Here is an 18493-nt window from a genome sequence, read left to right as displayed (position 1 = left end):
GCCATGACAGACCAGCCCGCGACATCCGCCACGTCCCCGGCAGTGCCGCACGCCGGGAAGTTCTACGTGATCGAGTCCAGCTTCCATGGCGGCGGGAAGGTGCCAGGCATTGAAATCGCAAACAGGGACCGGCTCTGGGCACCTGGATGGGCGGTGATGCTGCCGCCTGATGGCGACCCGAACCAGTATCCCGAGACGCCGCACCTGGTCCAGGTTCCGGAGAAAGGCGGCATGCCGCGGGACTTGGAAGAACTGGCGGGCATCTGGATCGTGTCCGAACGGGCCAGGCAGGTGTTCGAGTCGGTCGATCCGGAAGGGTTCGCGTTCGCGGCCTGCGACTTCACCTTGGCCGATGGCTCGTCCGGGCCGCAGTACTACCTCTGCGGTGTCGTGCGCACGCTTGATGCGCTCGATGAAGAGGCCTCGCGGCTCAGGATCATCCTGAGTGACGACTATCCCAAGGGCAAACACTACAGCCTGGTTGGTGGGGCGAACCTCGTATTCAAGGAGCATGCCCTTGGCTCGGCACATGTGTTCCGGACGCCGTTTTCAAGCAATGTGTTCTGCGATCGCCCGCTGCACGATGCAATAAAGGAGGCGGGACTGTCCGGGATCTGGTTGATCGACGCGGCCGATTACTGATGGCAACTGTCCAGCCCGCATGGCCGGTGCAGCTCTCCGGGAAAGCATGCAAGTCCAATAGAATTGCCATGTCGAGGAAGGCGCTACAGCGCTCGCGAAGGAAACGCCATGACAGATCAGCCCGCGACATCCGCCACGTCCCCGGCAGTGCCGCACGCCGGGAAGTTCTACGTGATCGAGTCCAGCTTCCATGGTGGCGGGAAGGTGCCAGGCATTGAAATCGCAAACAGGGACCGGCTCTGGGCACCTGGATGGGCGGTGATGCTGCCGCCTGATGGCGACCCGAACCAGTATCCCGAGACGCCGCACCTGGTCCAGGTTCCGGAGAAAGGCGGCATGCCGCGGGACTTGGAAGAACTGGCGGGCATCTGGATCGTGTCCGAACGGGCCAAGCAGGTGTTCGAGTCGGTCGATCCGGAAGGGTTCGCGTTCGCGGCCTGTGACTTCACCTTGGCCGATGGTTCTTCCGGGCCGCAGTACTACCTCTGCGGTGTCGTGCGCACGCTGGATGCGCTTGATGAGGAGACGTCGAAGCTCAGGGTCAAGACCGGGGATGATTACGTCAACGGCAAGTTCTACAGCCTTGCTGGTGGCGCCAGCCTGGTCTTCAGGGAAGAGGTGGTCGGTTCCGCCAAGATCTTCATGACGCCTTACTCCGGTGACGAAGTGTTCTGCACGCGCATGTTGCGTGATGCCTTGAAAAGCGCTGGCCTGACGGGTGTCGGGCTGACCGACGCAGCCGCATGCTGACCGGTCCTCCCGCCGGAGTGTCGGACGTCGGTCAGGGAAATAGAATCGACATGTCGAAGGAAGCACCGCTACGGAGCGCGCGAAGGAAGATGCCATGACCGACGAGGCCGCAATTTCTGCCAGCGATTCCAACGTCTCGCAGAAGGGCAAGTTCTACCTCATCCAGCCCGACATCCGCGGCGGCGGGAAAGGCCATGGCCAGGAGATCGCCAACGAGGAGCGGTTGTGGGCCCCGGGGTGGGTCGTGATGCTGCCGCCCGACGGGACTCCCGGGCAGTATCCCGAAACACCGCACCTGGTCCATGTGCCGAACCTGGGTGGCATGCCCCGGGATCTGGAAGGCCTTGGAGGCACCTGGATCGTGTCCGAACGGGCCAGGCAGGTGTTCGAGTCGGTCGATCCGGAAGGGTTCGCGTTCGCGGCCTGCGACTTCACTCTGGCCGATGGCTCGTCTGGGCCGCAGTACTACCTTTGCGGTGTCCTGCGCACGCTGGATGCGCTCGACGAAGAGGCGTCGAAGCTGAAGATCATCGTCGGTGACGATTATCTCAGCGGCAAGGTCTACAGCCGGAACCATGTTGGTGGCGCGAATCTCGTATTCAAGGCCGATGTCGTCGGTACCGGACATGTTTTCCGAACGCCCTTCTCGGAAGATGCGTTTTGCGATCGCGCCCTGCACGACGCGATAAGGGATGTGGGACTGACCGGGGTGTGGTTGACCGACGCGGCTGATTGCTGAGCCAGCGCCAACCCAAATGCCCATGCAGAGAACAGGTGCAATAGAATCGACATGCCAAGGGCGCCTCGCCATGCCCGGTGAAGCGGATCCCGCGAAGGAACTGATATGACCGACCAGGCTGCAATTCCCGTCACCTACCCGAGCGTCCCACAGAAGGGCAGGTTTTTCATTATCGGGCCCGACCTCAGGGGTGGCGGTCCCGGACATGGGGTAATTATTGCCAATGAAGAAAAGCTGCGTACTCCACCGCGTTTAATTATACGCCCCGAGGAAGGCGGTTTCCCAATGCTGCGCGAAACGCCTCATCTTGTGCATGAACCAAGAGAGGGCCACATGCCGCGGGATCTTGAGGGCGGACTGAGCGGATATTGGTTGGTTTCTGCTCGACTCAAGCAGGTATTTGAATCCGTTGATCCGGAAGCTTTTGCTTTCGTCTCCTGTAATTTCACACTCGCTGATGGGACTTGCGGTCCCCGCCACTACCTCTGCGATGTGGTCCGTACCTTGAGTGCTCTCGATGAACCGAAATCGCGGGTAAGGATTAATTACGAGACCGACCATCGAACGGGAGAGGATGTTCGGATGTACAGCATCCGTGGTGGAGCCAGCCTAACCTTTGACCCAGCTGTTGTCGGTACAGCCCATATTTTCCGCCAGCGCAACCTTGGAGCGGACCCGATTTGTGATGACGCCCTATGCGAGGCGATAGGTATGGCAGGGGTTAAAGGGGTCCGGCTACGCGATGCCGCTAATTTGTGATGTGTCAATGAGGCTGGAGATTTATCGGGGAGTTGCCAATGACTGATAAGCCTGTGTTCCAAGGCCACCACGTAGTCGAGCAGAAGACGTTCAAGGCAAGCGACCTCGTCAAGAAGCTGTCTCAAGAAGAGCTATTCGATCTCCATGGCTTACGCAATCTTGTTGTCCTGCCTGCCGATCAGACGCTGGCGGCGAGGATGGGACTTTCCCCCCACACGGGCGGACCACTAAGTGCATACACGGACGAGTTGGCGGCGACGCTTAGAGATCTGGAAATATCCCCCGACGGCCAGGCTACCCTGCGCGGCGACCAGGCCGCCGCCAAGCGCATCGCCGCCCGCGTCCACGACCTGACCGACACGCTCAAGGCGGGCTTGGTCAATGGCGACCTGCTGACCAACACCCCGCAGGGGATGACGCCGGCGCAGGCGAATGCACGGATCCAGGCGTTCTTCGGTGATCTGGACGGTTATCGGCAACGCCATGCCAGCCAGATCGCCGATCTGGGCAGGATGTCGGCGCCCGAGGCGCGCTGGGCCGGCGTGACGAAGTCGGAAACCCGTGTCCAGGCTGCGCTGGATGCGGCGGACCAGCCGGGCAGTTCCACGCTCAGTGAGCGATGGGGTGGCCGCCAATCCCTGGGCACCGCCATCGCCGACGCCAACCAGGCCGGCCGGCTCCCGGTGTCGCCCGATATGGAGACGCGGCTGCGCACGGCGTTCCCGCAGGAGATGCCGCCCACGCTGCGCGGACCGGTCCCGGTGCCCGGCGGGGGCGTGCCGGATTCGGTGCGCGGCGCACGCGGGTGGCGCGTCGCCGGCGGCGCCGGCGTGGCGTTGATGGCCTACGACCTGGTCGACACCGGCCACCGCGTGGTGGAACTGCGCGCGGACGGCAATGCAGCCGGTGCGGCATCGGCGCAGGCCCATTTCGTGGGCCGCAATGCCGGCGGGATTCTTGGCGGCTTCCTGCTCGGTGCCGGCTATGGCGCGGTGTCCGGTTCGTGGACGGGCCCGGGTGCAATTGCCACCGGCATCGTCGGCGGCGTGGGCGGCGCCTACCTCGGTGATCGCTGGGCCGAGCAGCGGGATATCGACCGGGTCTATACCCAGGCCGACCGCGCGGGCAATGAATGGAAGCGCGATCCGGGCGATCGGCAGGGCGCCTGGACACGCATGGCGCGCGCCCCGGGCGCCGACGGAACCTACCAGGAGATGCGCGTGCTTGCCGGCGGGCGCCTGGTCGACGAACTGAATTACCGCGCCGCCAACGACTCCTATTCGCTGGGACTGGCCAATCCGCCCCGCCCCAGGGACCCGTACCGCCTGGACGCCCACGCCGAACGCGAGCCGCTGCGTGCACCGTTCGAAGTCAGCCGCGAGTACGTGCGCGACGCGGGGACGGGGCAGTGGCAACTCGAAACCCGGGAGATCGTCGACGCGCGCATGGCGATCACCCGCCACCAGCCGGTCGGCCCGGACCGTGCCACTGCGCTGGAGTGGCAATCGCAGGCCATCATTGCCCAGAACGCGTCCAACACCCCGGCCGCGATCGCCGCGCGTTACCAGATCGCCTTCAACCAGTTCGGCTGGGATGAATTCACCGGGCGCGAGCCGGTGCCGCCGGTGATCGCCAATGCGCGCGCGCGCACGCAGGAGCTGCAGGCCTCCGACGGCAACACCTACACGCGCGGCAGCGACGGCCAATGGACCAAGCCCGGTTTCGTCTTCGGCGACTGGTTTGCCGAGGGAAACATCCGCGAGGAGTTGGAGCGCACCTGGCAAAGCCAGAAGGTCGGCCTGCAGGAACTGTCCGCGCTGGCCGAGGAGGCGCGCGCGAACCCGACGCCGACGCAGCGGGACCTGCGCAGCCAGGTCGCGGGCGCCTATGCCCGCGCCGGGGAAGCCCCGGGCGATGCGGACATCGACGCGGCGACCGCGGCGGTGGAGCGCGCGCATGCGGGCGATGATGGCTTCCGCTCGCAGGGGCCTTACTTCCTCCAGCTCCAGGATGACGGGTCCATCGCCACCGTGAGTGGCCAGGACGACAAGCGCATGGAAGTCACCAGTGTCGTCACCGCCGCCGACATCGCCCGGGAACGCAGCCTGCAGCAGGGAGTGACGCAGGCGCAGCCGTCCGGCGCCCCGGCGGCCGGCGACGACGCGCCGGAAGCGCAAGGAGCACGGTCGCACGACTCCGGGCAGGAGCCATCCCGGGCGCCGGACCATCCACATCGGCTGCAGCCGTCGGCCGGCATGGACGGCAGCCACGACGACGCCCGCGCAACGGCCACCGGCGGCGGATCCGGGGCGGCCCCTGCCGCGGCGTCCAATCCGTGGCACGACACGGCCGCCGGCCGCTACGTCGAGGACTACATGGCGGCCCTGGAACGGGGCGACCAGGCGCAGATGCGCCGGCTGGCCGAAAACCACGCGCAGGCCCCGCAGTTCAGGGAGTGGGAGGCGTGGGGCAAGGACAACCAGCAGCAGCGCGAACTCGAACAGCAACGGCAGCAGGCGGCGCCGGTGCAGGAAGCGCCAGGCTTGGCACGCTGTTGAGCACGGACGAGGACATGCAGACCAACGATCCCGGCGCCGAACTGCGCAGCCTCGCCGAGTACCTGCAGCGGGCCATGGGCCACATCCTGACCCTGCAGGAACACCAGAAGAAGCACTTCGAGGCGCAGTCGCAGAGGCAGGACCAGCAGGTCAGGGACCTGACCCAGTCGGCGCAGGCGCTCTCGGCAAGTGCGGGCCGGATCGTCGACGATGCATCCCGGGGCATCCGCGAGCAGACCCGGGATGCGATCGCGCAGGGAGCGGGCGAGGGCTTTGGCCGGATCCGCGCCGAGGCCGAACCGGTCATCTCCGAACTGAAATCCGCCACCGCCGGGCTGGCCCGCGAAAGGCAGCAGCTGGCGCAGGACCGGCGCAGGTTCACCTGGATCGGGCTGGCGTGCCTGGCAACCGGGTCGGTGCTGGCGGCGATCGGTTCGGGTGCCTACAGCTGGGCCAGGCTGAAGGAAGCGGCGCAGGCCGAGCGCACGCTGGGGCACTTGCGGGCACTGTCGGAGCTGGAGACGGCACGTTGCGGCGACGGGTACTGCGCCAGCGTCGACCTGGATGACAGCACCGAGCACGCAGGCAGGACCTACTACCGGATCAAGCCGCGCGCCCCCGAGTAGCCGGCTGGCCACGTCGTGCCACGTGACATTCACCTTTTTTCCTCCGCCAGCGGCTAGCCTGTGCAGGTGTCCGGTGCACGCGGAACGGCAACTTCCGGCACTGTGGCTGGTCACAGACGTCATTCAACCTGTACGCAACCGGCCAGGAACGGCCCGAGATCGCGCATGAACCCCAGATTCCCCGCCCTGCTCAGCCTCGCCTTCCTGCTGGCCCTGCCGGTTGCGCTGCCGGCACGCACGGACGCGCCCGTCGAGCAGCTCGCCCTGGCCCCTACGGCCGACCAGGCCACCACCTCCAAGCTGGTGTTCGGCCTGCTGTCGGACAGCCGCTACGCCTACCGCCCGCGGCCGGCGGACGCGGCGATGTCGGCGGACATCTTCCGCCGCTACCTGGAAGCGCTGGACGGCAACCGCCTGTACTTCACCGCCGCAGACGTGGAGCGCTTTGCGCCATGGCGCGGGCGCATGGTCGATGCGGTGCGCAGTGGCGACCCGGAGCCGGCCTTCGCCATCTTCGTCACCTACCGCCAGCGGGTGGAGCAGCGTGCCGCGCACGCCCGCGCATTGCTGGCGCAGGAGTTCACGTTCTCCGGCCAGGAGCGTTGGGAGTACGACCGCGAAGAGGCGCCATGGGCCGCCGATGACGCCGCGCTGGACGAGATCTGGCGCAAGTCGGTAATGAACGACTGGCTGCGCCTGAAGCTGGCCGGCAAGGCGCCCGAGGACATCCGCAAGACCCTGGACAAGCGCTACGCGCAGATGGGCCGGTCGGCGGCCGAGCTCAAGAGCGAGGACGTGTTCTCGCTGTTCCTCAACGCCTACACCGCCTCCATCGACCCGCACACCAACTACCTCACCCCGCGCACGGCCGAAAATTTCAACCAGGCCATGTCGCTGTCGCTGGAAGGCATCGGCGCGCAGCTGCAGCGCCAGGACGACGTGGTGGTGATCCGCGAGATCATCCCCGGCGGGCCGGCGGCGATGGACGGCACGCTCAAGGCCGGCGACCGCATCGTCGGCGTGGGCCAGGGGTCGGGCACGGTCGAGGACGTGGTCGGCTGGCGGATCGACGACGTCGTCGCCAAGATCCGCGGCGCCAAGGGCACCCGGGTGAACCTGGAATACATCCCGGCCGAGAACGGCATCGATGGCGAGCACCAGTTCGTCATGCTCACCCGCGCCCGGGTGCAGCTGGCCGAGCAGGCCGCCAAGCGCAAGACCTACACCATCCCGGCGCACGAGGGCCTGCCGCAGCGGCTGGTCGGGGTGATCGAGCTGCCCACCTTCTACCAGGATTTCGAGGGCCGCCGGCGCAATGGCCAGGACTACACCTCGGCCACCCGCGACGTGGCCGACCTGCTGGAGCAGTTCAAGGCCGAAGGCGTGGATGGCGTGGTCCTGGACCTGCGCAACAACGGCGGCGGCTCGCTGGACGAGGCGGTGCAGCTGACCGGCCTGTTCGTGGACCAGGGCCCGGTGGTGCAGGTGCGCGAATCCGGCGGCCGGGTCAGCGTCAACGGCGACCGCAGCCCCGGCGTGGCCTGGGACGGCCCGCTGGCGGTGCTAGTCAACCGCGCCTCGGCGTCGGCTTCGGAGATCTTCGCCGGTGCGATGCAGGACTACGGCCGCGCGCTGATCATCGGCGAAACCACCTTCGGCAAGGGCACCGTGCAGAACCTGGTGGACCTGGACCGCTGGCCGGCCAGCGAGGGCCCGCGCTTCGGCCAGGTCAAGCTGACCATCGCCCAGTTCTTCCGCATCGAGGGTGGCAGCACCCAGCACAAGGGCGTGGTGCCCGACATCGCCTATCCGCTGAGCGTGGACGCCAACGAGTTCGGCGAGAGCACCTACGACAACGCCTTGCCCTGGACCCGGATCGCAGCGGTGCCGCATACCCGCTACGGCAATTTCGCGCCGCTGCTGCCGCAGTTGCAGACCCTGCACGCGCGGCGCATCGCCGACGACCTGGAGTTCCGCTGGTGGAGCGAGGACGTGGCCCGCTACCGCGAGGAGGCCGCGCGCAAGTCGCTGTCGCTCAACGAGGCCGAGCGCCGTGCCGAGCGCGAGCGCCAGGAAGCCCAGCGCAAGGAGCGCCAGGCCATCCGCAAGGAGAAGGGCCTGGACCTGGATCCGCTGGCCGAGGAAACCGATGATGGCCTGACCGCCAACGAGCGCGACGTGGTCAAGGATGCCGCGCGCGAGAAGGCGGCCGAGAAGCGGCCCGACCCGCTGCAGCGCGAGTCGGCCGCGATCCTGGCCGACGCCATCGGCCTGCTGGAACAGGACAGCCCGCTGTCGGCGCAGGTCCTGCCGGTGACGTCCTCGGCGATGCGCTGGGCCGAGTAGCGGGTCGATCGCGGCGCCGTGGCCGCGGCCGGTTCCAGGCCGGTGACGTGCAGCGCGGGCATCTGCCGTCATGCCGGTAAAAGCGCCCTGCGGAGGTGGTGCAATGCAGCGGGTCCTGGTCATGGGTGGTGGGGTGATCGGCGTGACCTGCGCCTGGTACCTGGCGCGTGCCGGGTTCGAGGTGAGCGTGGTCGAGCGCGAGCCCGGGCCGGCGCTGGCCGCCAGCCATGCCAATGCCGGGCAGATATCGCCTGGCTACGCCTCGCCATGGGCGGCGCCGGGCGTGCCGTTGAAGGCGATCAGGTGGCTGTTCCAGAAGCATGCGCCGCTGGCGATCCGGCTGACCTCCGATCCGCGGCAATACCTGTGGCTGGCGCGGATGCTGCGCAACTGCACCGCCGCGCGCTATGCGGTGAACAAGGAGCGCATGGTCCGCCTGGCCGAATACAGCCGCGACTGCCTGGACGAGCTGCGCGTCCAGACCGGGCTGGAATACGAAGGGCGCCGCCTCGGCACCACCCAGCTGTTCCGCACCAGCGCCCAGCTCGATGCGGCCGCACGCGACATCGCGGTGCTGCGCAGGGCCGGAGTGCCGTATGAACTGCTGGACCGCGCCGGCATCGCCAGGGTCGAGCCGGCGCTGGCCGCGGCCGGCGACCTGCTGGTCGGCGCCTTGCGCCTGCCCGACGACCAGACCGGCGACTGCCGGCTGTTCACCGAGCGGCTGGCGGCCCTGGCCGCAGGCCTGGGCGTGGAATTCCGCTATGGCGCAACCGTGGAGGCGATCGACGCCGATGGCGCGCGCGTGACCGGGGTGCGCATCGATGGCCGGCTCGAAACCGCCGATCGCTACGTGATGGCCCTGGGGTGCTGGTCGCCGGCATTGCTGCGGCCGCTGGGGATCGACCTGCCGGTGTATCCGCTCAAGGGCTATTCGCTCACCATCCCGATCGTCGATGCAGCGATGGCACCCACCTCCACCGTGCTGGACGAAACCTACAAGATCGCCATCACCCGCTTCGACAGGCGCATCCGCGTGGGCGGCATGGCCGAGGTGGCCGGCTACGACCTGCGCCTGGATCCGCGCCGCCGGGCCACCCTGGAGAAAGTGGTGGCCGAGCTGTTTCCGCATGGCGGCGATATGGCGCGCGCCGATTTCTGGGCCGGCCTGCGCCCGTCAACGCCCGACAGCACGCCGGTGGTGGGCGCCACCGCGCTGCGCAACCTGTACCTCAACACCGGCCACGGCACCCTGGGCTGGACCATGGCGTGCGGTTCGGGCCGCTACCTGGCCGACGTCATCGCACGCCAGCCCACCGGCATCAGCCGCCAGGGGCTGGACATCTCGCGCTATCGTCGCCGCAATGCCGCGACGCCGGGTAGGGGTGAACCGAACGGGTCGACTCCGGCGACAATGGCGTCCTGATCCACGGCGGTCGCGATGGCGGCCGCCTCCTTTCCGCCCGCGCACGCCCTCGCCGGCAAGCGTCTTCCACCCGTCCGCCAGATCCGTCCGAATGCGACCCGCCCGTGCCCTGATCGACCTCGATGCATTGCGCCACAACTACCGGCTGGCGCGTGGGCTGGCCGGTGGCCGGGCCCTGGCGGTGGTCAAGGCCGACGCCTACGGGCACGGCGCACTGCGCTGTGCCGCGGCGCTGGAGCCCGAAGCCGACGGATTCGCCGTGGCCTGCCTGGAAGAGGCGCTGGCGCTGCGCCAGGCCGGCATCGGCGCGCCGATCCTGTTGCTGGAAGGCTTCTTCGAAGCCAGCGAGTTGCCGCTGATCGCCGAGCATGGGCTGTGGTGCGTGATCCATGCACCGTGGCAGGTCGCCATGCTCGAGCGCTGCACGCTGCAGCGGCCGATCCAGGTCTGGCTCAAGCTGGATTCGGGCATGCATCGGGTTGGCATCGACCCGGAGGGCTATGTGCAGGCATGGCACCGGCTGCAGGCGCTGCCGCAGGTGTCGGACATCATCAAGACCAGCCACTTCGCCCGCGCCGACGAACCTGGCTGCACCAGGACCCTGGAACAACTGGACACCTTTACCCGCGTCACCGCCGGGCTTCCGGGCCAGGCCAGCCTGTGCAATTCGGCAGCGCTGATGGCATGGCCGCAGGCACGTGCGGACTGGGGACGCCCCGGGCTGATGCTGTATGGCGTCGCGCCGGTGCCCCCGGCACGGGACGCCACCGCCGGCTTGCGTCCGGTGATGACCCTGGAATCGAAGGTGATCTCCGTGCGCGACCTGGCGGCCGGCGAACCGGTCGGTTACGGCGCGCGCTTCGTGGCTCAACGGCCCACCCGCGTGGGCGTGGTCGCCCTGGGCTACGCCGATGGCTATCCGCAGTCGGCGGCCAACGGAACCCCGGTGGCCATCGACGGCCGTCCCGGCGAGCTCATCGGCCGGGTGTCGATGGACATGCTGACCGTGGACCTGACCGGGCACCCGGATGCAGGCGTGGGCAGCACCGTGGAACTGTGGGGCCGCCAGGTAGCCGCCGCCGACGTGGTCACCTGCAGCCAGACCAGCAGCTACCGGCTGCTGTGCGGGGTCAAGCGGGTACCGCTGCAATACCACGGCTGACCCGGCATCGTCCCGGCATGGTCCCGGCATCGTCCCCGCATGGCCCGGCATGACCCCGCATGGTCCCCGCATGGTCCCCGCATGGTCCCCGCATGGTCCCGCATGGCCCCCGCATGGTCCCGCATGGGTCCCGGCATGATCCTGCCGTTGTAGGAGCCCGTCTTGCGGGCGACCGCGGCGCACGTTGGCCATTCGATGCGGTCGATCGCCGGCAAAGGCAAAGCATCGCCGGCAAGACCGGCTCCTACAGGTAACGCAGCGCGCGTTCCGCATTGGATGCGGCCGATCGATGGCAAGGCATCGCCGGCAGGGCCGGCTCTTGCGGGCGGGTGGCGGTCAGCGCTGGTCGTCCGGCGGTGTGGCCGCCGGCAGGTGCCAACCATGGCGGATGGCCATGAAGCGCAGGCCGAAGCAGACCAGCGCGCCGATCACCATGGCCGGGCTCTGCGGCAGCCCGGCCACGTGCGCGGTTGCCACCACGCTGCCCCCCACCAGGGCCGCCACCGCGTACAGCTCGGCCTGCAGCACCACCGGCGTGCGCGCCACCAGCAGGTCGCGGGCGATGCCGCCGCCGATGCCGGTGATCATTCCCAGCAGGGTGGCGGCGAACGGCGACAGCCCGAACGCCAGCGCCTTGCCGGTGCCCAGCACCGCGAACAGCGCCAGCCCGGCCGCGTCGAACACCTGCACCGGGTTGCGCATGTGTTCGATCGACTGGTGCCGGTAGAAGGTGAGTACGCCGGCAAGCATGGCGGTGGCCAGGTAGCGCCAGTCGGCCAGCGCGGTCGGCGGTTGCGCGCCGATCAGTACGTCGCGGGCGATGCCGCCGGACACGGCCGCCGCACACGACAGCACCAGCACGCCGAAGAAATCCAGGCGATGGCGCACCGCCAGGGTGCCGCCGCTGAGCGCGAATACGAAGGTGCCGAGAAGGTCGAACAGCAGGACGAGCGTGGACACGGCTGCATCGGCGGCAGGAATTGCCGCACAGGATCGCAGCCCACCGCGGGATTGTCATGCGCGTGCCTTGCACGCGCCGTTGGCGTTGCCGGCCAGGCGCTCCGCCATGGCGGATGCGTCTGCGTGAAAGCGGGCGGCAATGATCCGTCCGCCCCACGGTCGCCGGCGAGACCGGCTCCTACAAGGGCGGCGCCTGGTCGTGATCCCGGCCCAGGATGATCCGCGCCGCGCGCTGGTAGCTCCAGTAGGCCCAGGCCCAGTTGAGCAGCACCACCAGCCGGTTGCGGAAGCCGATCAGGAAGAACACGTGCGCGGCCAGCCAGAACCACCACGCCAGCAGTCCGGAAATCCTGAAGCCGTGCAGGTCCACCACCGCGGCCATGCGCCCGATGGTGGCCAGGTTGCCAAAGTCCCGGTAGGCGAACGCTCCCGCCTGGCGGCCGCGCAACCGTGCGCGCATCGCAGCGGCCACATGCCGGCCCATCTGCTTGGCGGCCGGGGCCACGCCCGGCACCGCGCTGCCGTCGGTACGGCTGACGGCGGCAAGGTCGCCGGCGACGAACACGTGCGGGTACCCGGGCACGCTCAGGTCCGCCTCCACCGGCACACGTCCGGCCCGGTCCAGCGGCACGCCCAGTGCACGCGCCAGTGGCGAGGCCGCCACGCCCGCGGCCCAGACCACGGTGCGCGCCGCCACGTACTCTTCTCCCAGCCGGTAGCCGCCTGCATCGATGCCTGTGACCGGCACGCCGACCGATACCTCAACCCCCAGGCGTTCGAGCTGGCGCCGGGCCTTGTCCGAAAGCGTTGCCGGAAACGTGGCCAGCACCCGCGGCCCGGCCTCCACCAGGCGCACGCGCGCGGCGGCCGGGTCGATGTTGCGGAACTCGTTTTTCAGCGTGTGCCGGGCGATTTCGGCCAGGGTGCCGGCCAGTTCCACCCCGGTCGGGCCGCCGCCGACGATGGCAAAGCTCAGCCAGGCTGCGCGTTCGGCCGGGTCGTCGCAGCTTTCGGCGCGCTCGAACGCCAGCAGCAGGCGCCGGCGCAGGTGCAGCGCGTCGTCCAGTGATTTCAGCCCGGGTGCGTGCGCGGCCCAGGCATCGTTGCCGAAGTAGGCGTGGGTGGCGCCGGTCGCCAGCAGCAGGTAGTCGAAGTCCAGCACGCTGCCATCGGCCAGGGTGACGGTACGCGCCTGCGCATCGATGGCGGCCGCCTCGCCCAGCCTGACCTGCACGTTGCCTTGCCCGCGCAGGATGTGCCGCAGCGGCGCGGCGATATCCGGTGCCGACAGCCCGGCGGTGGCCACCTGGTACAGCAGCGGCTGGAACAGGTGGTGGTTGCTGCGGTCGAGCAGGGTGATGCGCAACGGCGCCCTGGCCAGTGCGCGGGTGGCCCACAGGCCGGCGAAGCCGCCGCCGATCACGAGCAGGTGGGGGACACTGGCGTGTGCCGCGTGCATGCCCCGATTCTGGCACGCCCGCCTCGTCGATGCCGGCGCTGTGCAACACTTCTCCACATCGCACCCATCCGTCACAGGCGAAGGACCGACATGGCCGACACCGACACCCGCATCGCCCTGCTGATCGACGCCGACAACGCGCCGGCCGCGAAGATCGACCTGGTCCTGAACGAGGTCGCGCGCCACGGCGTGGCCAACGTGCGCCGCGCCTACGGCAACTGGAAAAGCTCCAACCTCAAGGGCTGGGAAGCGGTATTGCACGAGTATGCGATCCGTCCGATCCAGCAGTTCGCCTATTCCAGCGGCAAGAACGCCTCGGACATGGCGATGGTGATCGATGCCATGGACCTGCTGTACGCGCGCAACCTGGACGCTTTTGCCATCGTCTCCAGCGATGCGGACTTCACCCCGCTGGTGATGCGCCTGCTCACCGACGGCATGAAGGTCTACGGTTTCGGCGAGAAGAAGACGCCCGCGCCGTTCGTCAATGCGTGCTCCAAGTTCACCTATGTCGAAGCCCTTGGCGCGGTGAGCCCGGACAACGGCCACACGGCCGCCACCAGCCCCAAGGACGCGCAGGAGCTGCGCGGCGACGCACGCCTGGTGCAGATGCTGCGCAGCGCGGTGGACGCCGGCAGTGGCGACGACGGCTGGACCCGCCTGGACGTGGTCGGCAGCCAGATCGGCAACCAGGCCTCGTTCGACCCGCGCAATTACGGCTATCGCAAGCTCAGTGACCTGGTCAAGGCTGCCGGGCTGTTCGAGCTCAAGCAGGATGGCAAGGTGATCTGGGTGCGCGACAAGCCGCGCCGCCGCGCGCCGGCCAAGAAGAAGATCGACTGAGCGCAGGGCAAGCGATCCACGTGCGGCGACGACGACGCGCGCAGGCGTGCCGCATCGCGCGGCCTCAGTACAGGTCCACCGGATCCACATCCAGCGACCAGCGGGCGCGGCGCGCCTGCGGCAGCGCGTGGATGGCCGGCAGCACGGCGTCCAGGCAGGCGTGCAGGGCAGGGCGGTGGCCGCACGACAGCAGCAGTTGCATCCGGTACATGCCGGCACGGCGCGCCATCGGTGCGGTGAGCGGGCCATGCAGCGCGATTGCCGCTTCCGGTGCCCGGCCCGCGGGCAGCGCCGCGTGCAGGATGTCCCGGGCGGCATGCAGGAAGGCGGCCGCGGCGTCGGCCTGCTGTGCTTCGGCGCGCAGCAGCGCCAGGTGTGCGAACGGAGGGAAGCCGGCTGCTTCGCGCTGCGGCAGTTCGGCGCGGGCGAATGACCCGTAGCCGCCCTGGATGAGGGCGTGCAGCAGCGGATGCTCGGGATGGTGGGTCTGCCACCAGACCTCGCCCGGGCGCTGTGCCCGGCCGGCCCGTCCCGCCACCTGGATCAGCAACTGCGCCAGCTTCTCGCCGGCACGGAAGTCCGACGAGAACAGGCCTTCATCCACGCCCACCACCACCACCCGGGTGAGGTTGGGCAGGTCGTGGCCCTTGGCCAGGATCTGGGTGCCGACCAGGATCCCCGGCCGCTCGCCCAGTTCGGCCAGCAGCCTGGCCAGGCCGTCGCGGCGTGCAGTGGTGCCGCGGTCGATGCGCAGCACCGGCCAATCGGAGAACCGCTCGGCCAGCAGTTCCTCCAGCCGTTCGGTACCGATTCCCTGCGGCTGCAGCGCCAGGCTGGCGCAGTCCGGGCAGGCTGGTGGCCGCGCCTGGCGATGCCCGCAGTGGTGGCAGACCAGCCTGCCGCCGCCGGCATGCACGGTCATTGGCGTGCCCTGGGTGGCAGTGCTGCAGCGCGGGCAGTGCGCGCTCCAGCCGCAGTCGTGGCACAGCAGCACCGGTGCATAGCCGCGGCGGTTCTTGAACACCAGTACCTGGCCGCCGTCGCCAAGCGCGGCCTCGATCGCGTGCAGCGTTTCGGGTGCAAGCCCGGCCTGCAGCGGGCGCTTGCGCACGTCGAGGATGCGCACCGTCGGCGGCTGCGCATCACCGGCGCGCTGGTGCAGGCGCAGGTGCGCATAGCGGCCGGCCTGGGCGTTGTGCAGCGTTTCCAGCGAGGGCGTGGCGCTGCCCAGCAGCACCGGCACGTCCAGTGCCTTGCCGCGCACCAGGGCGAAATCGCGCGCGTGGTAGCGGATGCCGTCCTGCTGCTTGTAGCTGGCGTCGTGCTCTTCGTCGACCACGATCAGCCCGGCCTCGGGCAGCGGCGCGAATACCGCCGAGCGGGTGCCGACCACCACCCGTGCCTCGCCGCGCCAGGCCGCGGCCCACACCCGCGCACGCTCGCCGTCGGCCATGCCCGAGTGCAGGGCGTGCACGCTGACCCCGAGGCGGGCGCGGAAGCGGGCCAGGGTCTGCGGGGTCAGGCCGATCTCCGGCACCAGCACCAGCGCCTGGCGACCGCGCGCCAGGCACGCGGCGATGGCGTGCAGGTAGACCTCGGTCTTGCCGCTGCCGGTGACGCCCTCCAGCAGCATCGGGGCAAAGCCCGCCGTGGCGGCGATCGCTTCGATCGCGGCTTGCTGGCCGGGGTTGGGCAGTGGCCCGGGTTGCGGTGCCGGTGGATGGGCGCTGGCCGGAACCGCGACCCGGTCGGCGTAGTGGCGGCGTGCCAGCGCGCGCGCTGCAGGACGCCAGCCTTCCAGTGCCTGGTCCAGCCGGTCCTCGTCCATCGGCCCGGCCTGCAGCAGTTCGGCCAGGCGCCGCGGCCGCGCCCCTGCGCGCAGGCTGGCCAGGCCGGTCGCGCCGGCCTCGGTCAGCGCCCACGCCCAGGCGTGGGTATCCGGCAGTGGCTCGCCTGCGCGCAGGGGCGCCGGCAATGCCGTGGCCAGCACTTCGCCCAGCGGCGCATGGGTGTAGCGCGCCAGCCAGCCCAGCGAATCGAACAGTTCGCCGGCAAACAGCGGCACCGGATCGACGAAGGCCAGTGCCTGGCGCAGCTCGGCAGATGATTCCGGCGGGCCGACCGCGACCACCACCCCGGCCAGTTCGCGCGTGCCGAACGGCACCCGCACACGCCGGCCGACATCGCCGGCGGCCGCAGCGGCACCGGGCGGCGGCGCATAGTCGAACAGGCGCGGCAGCGGCAGCGGCAGGGCCACGCGCAGGCAGGGGCTGGAAGCGGCAGGCATCGGGCGCAGTCTACGTGCCGGCGGCGCGTGCTGGAGCGGGGGGCGGTTGCATCGCAATGCTGCCCCCGCGCTGATAAATGGGACGTAAGCCACGGTCCCCGCTGGGGATTCAGGTTTATCCACACAAACTGTGGATAAGCTTGTGCATCACGCGGATGCTTCACGCAGCAGGCACACGCCCAGCAGCCTGTGCCTCAGGTTGGTCAAAAAAACGCCATCCGATAAAATCCATGCAAATCATGTACTTGTCCGTGAAACATGGTGCCTGCCCTTGCCGGGCCCGGGGCATGGACAGGATCGGTGTCATCGGCCATGACGCTGTGCACAACCGAAACGGCTGCGGGCCGTCATTGCGGCGGTCCGGGGGTGAATGTGGCCGGTTTGTCAAGCCGGGGCGGGCACAGGTCCGGGCCGTATCATCGCGGCCATGACGCCGGTCCTTCTCCCCCGATGGCCGTGAACCGGAACCAGCTGCCCCCCGCTGCACTGGCTGCATTCGTGCGTGGCAACGAGCGCCGTGCCTGGGTGTTCCTGTGGTTGCAGAGTGGCCGCACCGAGGCAGCCGGCGCGGCGCTGGCCGCGACCATCCGCGCCTTCGCCAGCCAGGCGGCGCGGCAGTCGATGGCGCAGTGGCCGGATCGGTTCTGGCGGCTGGTCGCGGCCTCGCCGCTGGAAGGAACCGGACAATGGCCCGAACCATTGGAGCCGCTGGCCGTACTGGACCCGGCCCCGCGGCGGGCACTGCTGCTGCGCCTGGCGGCCGGGCTGGACGAGGAACCGGCCGCCCACGCACTGGGCGTGGACGTGGACACCTACCGCCAGTGGCTGGAGCAGGCGTGTCCCCGTGACCCGGCCGGCGCGGCGGATGCGCAGGCCTGGCAGCAGCTGGCCCAGGCCGTGCAGCAGGCGGGGCGGGACCTTCCGCCGCGCCGGCTGCTGCGCATCGCCGACCTGCGCGAGGTCGCCTTGTCCGGGCGCGGGCCGATCCCCGGAATCACGCTGCCCGCCGACCCGCCACGCAGCGACCGGCGTTGGCAGCGGGCGCTGCTGGTGGCGCTGGCGTGCGCCGCTGCCCTGGCGGGCACCTGGTGGTGGGAGCGCAGCCAGGAACAGGCGCAGCCGCAGCAGCCACAGCCGCAGCCACAGCCGGTCCCCGACGCACCGCCCGGCATCCGCGATCCGGGCCCGATCGTGGTCGAACCGCTGCCGGCAACTGCCGCTGCGTCCCACGCCGGGATCGACGCGCCGGCCGATCCGGCTCCTGCCGATCCAATGATCGACGCGCTGGGCCTGCTGTCCTGGTACGCGGCCGGTGCGCCGGAATCGCGCTTTGAGCGGGCCGACCCGTTGTCCCCGCCATCCACGCACACCGCCACGGCCGGTGCAGCCGCGGGCACCGACACCGACGCTCATGCAGATGCCAATGCCGACACTGATGCCGACGCCGACGCCCGCCAGATAGCGTGGCGGCAACTGGATGCCGGCACCCGGGCGCAACTGCGCGAGGTTGCCGCCGCCCTGGACGCGTTGCCCGCCGACGAGCGCGACACGCTGCGTGCGCGCTTCGCCGCGCTGGATGCCATCGAGCGTCGTGGCTGGCTGCTGGGGCCGGTGCTGGGTGCCGATTACCCGGGTTTGCATCCGTTGCTGGGCTACGTGGCCGCTGACGAGCGCGCGCCGCTGCTGGCCACGCTCAGGGCGATGACCCCGGAGCAGCGCGCGCGCCTGGCCGAACTTGCGCGCCGCGCCGCCCCCGCCGTGCGCGACCGCCTGCGGCGCGAACTGATGGCGCAGCCGCCGGCACAACTGGACGCCTGGCTGGAACGGCGCAGCCAGGGCTGATTTCGCCTGGCGCAGGCGTGCACAGGTAGCCGTGCAGGTAGAATCGCGCACCTTGCGTGCCGCGCCGGCCCCGCAGCGCCCCCGTTTCCGGTCT

General features: G+C 69.5%; 14 protein-coding genes. 11 read left to right on the top strand and 3 right to left on the bottom strand.

Annotated elements, in window-relative coordinates; genetic code table 11:
* Nucleotides 1-3 precede the first annotated feature (3 nt).
* From ACEJ41_RS11715 to alr, 9 genes are all read left to right on the top strand, one after another.
* Nucleotides 4-642: an imm11 family protein gene (locus ACEJ41_RS11715; protein ID WP_374012445.1), complete on the top strand. Its 639-nt coding sequence runs from the start codon at nucleotides 4-6 to the stop codon at nucleotides 640-642.
* Between the two features lie 108 nt (nucleotides 643-750).
* Nucleotides 751-1392, top strand: coding sequence for an imm11 family protein (locus ACEJ41_RS11710; protein ID WP_374012444.1), 642 nt, complete (start codon nucleotides 751-753; stop codon nucleotides 1390-1392).
* Nucleotides 1393-1486: 94 nt separating this feature from the next.
* A complete protein-coding gene (locus tag ACEJ41_RS11705) occupies nucleotides 1487-2131 on the top strand; it encodes an imm11 family protein (RefSeq protein WP_374012443.1) in 645 nt (214 codons plus the stop codon).
* Between the two features lie 105 nt (nucleotides 2132-2236).
* Nucleotides 2237-2890, top strand: coding sequence for a DUF1629 domain-containing protein (locus ACEJ41_RS11700; protein WP_374012442.1), 654 nt, complete (start codon nucleotides 2237-2239; stop codon nucleotides 2888-2890).
* Between the two features lie 53 nt (nucleotides 2891-2943).
* Nucleotides 2944-5448, top strand: a complete 2505-nt coding sequence (locus tag ACEJ41_RS11695; protein ID WP_374012441.1) for a hypothetical protein — start codon at nucleotides 2944-2946, stop codon at nucleotides 5446-5448.
* Nucleotides 5449-5462: 14 nt separating this feature from the next.
* Nucleotides 5463-6074 (top strand): hypothetical protein, encoded by a 612-nt coding sequence (locus tag ACEJ41_RS11690; protein WP_374012440.1) that lies wholly within the window; start codon nucleotides 5463-5465, stop codon nucleotides 6072-6074.
* A gap of 165 nt (nucleotides 6075-6239) precedes the next feature.
* Nucleotides 6240-8420, top strand: coding sequence for a carboxy terminal-processing peptidase (locus tag ACEJ41_RS11685; protein ID WP_374012439.1), 2181 nt, complete (start codon nucleotides 6240-6242; stop codon nucleotides 8418-8420).
* Between the two features lie 103 nt (nucleotides 8421-8523).
* Nucleotides 8524-9846 (top strand): D-amino acid dehydrogenase, encoded by a 1323-nt coding sequence (locus ACEJ41_RS11680; protein WP_374012438.1) that lies wholly within the window; start codon nucleotides 8524-8526, stop codon nucleotides 9844-9846.
* A 91-nt stretch (nucleotides 9847-9937) separates the two neighbouring features.
* The gene (alr, locus tag ACEJ41_RS11675; RefSeq protein ID WP_374012437.1) at nucleotides 9938-11008 is read left to right on the top strand and encodes an alanine racemase; all 1071 of its coding nucleotides are present in this window, start codon (nucleotides 9938-9940) and stop codon (nucleotides 11006-11008) included.
* Between the two features lie 336 nt (nucleotides 11009-11344).
* Here the strand turns inward: alr and ACEJ41_RS11670 are convergent, their stop codons facing one another.
* Nucleotides 11345-11968, bottom strand: coding sequence for a trimeric intracellular cation channel family protein (locus tag ACEJ41_RS11670; RefSeq protein WP_374012436.1), 624 nt, complete (start codon nucleotides 11966-11968; stop codon nucleotides 11345-11347).
* Nucleotides 11969-12146: 178 nt separating this feature from the next.
* On the bottom strand, nucleotides 12147-13427 hold the full coding sequence (locus tag ACEJ41_RS11665) for an NAD(P)/FAD-dependent oxidoreductase (protein WP_374012435.1): 1281 nt from the start codon (nucleotides 13425-13427) through the stop codon (nucleotides 12147-12149).
* Nucleotides 13428-13517: 90 nt separating this feature from the next.
* On the opposite strand from ACEJ41_RS11665, the gene ACEJ41_RS11660 reads away from it, so the two are divergent.
* On the top strand, nucleotides 13518-14270 hold the full coding sequence (locus ACEJ41_RS11660) for an NYN domain-containing protein (protein ID WP_374012434.1): 753 nt from the start codon (nucleotides 13518-13520) through the stop codon (nucleotides 14268-14270).
* Between the two features lie 64 nt (nucleotides 14271-14334).
* Here ACEJ41_RS11660 and ACEJ41_RS11655 read toward each other — a convergent pair whose 3' ends face one another.
* Nucleotides 14335-16557, bottom strand: coding sequence for a primosomal protein N' (locus tag ACEJ41_RS11655; RefSeq protein WP_374012433.1), 2223 nt, complete (start codon nucleotides 16555-16557; stop codon nucleotides 14335-14337).
* Between the two features lie 456 nt (nucleotides 16558-17013).
* Between ACEJ41_RS11655 and ACEJ41_RS11650 the strand changes: the two genes are divergently transcribed.
* The gene (locus ACEJ41_RS11650; RefSeq protein WP_374012432.1) at nucleotides 17014-18399 is read left to right on the top strand and encodes a hypothetical protein; all 1386 of its coding nucleotides are present in this window, start codon (nucleotides 17014-17016) and stop codon (nucleotides 18397-18399) included.
* Nucleotides 18400-18493: the final 94 nt, after the last annotated feature.

It is taken from the genome of Pseudoxanthomonas koreensis, assembly GCF_041890415.1.
Classification (GTDB): Bacteria; Pseudomonadota; Gammaproteobacteria; order Xanthomonadales; family Xanthomonadaceae; genus Pseudoxanthomonas; species Pseudoxanthomonas koreensis_A.
Note: the sequence above shows the minus strand (reverse complement) of the source record. Positions and strands in the feature narration are given on the sequence as shown.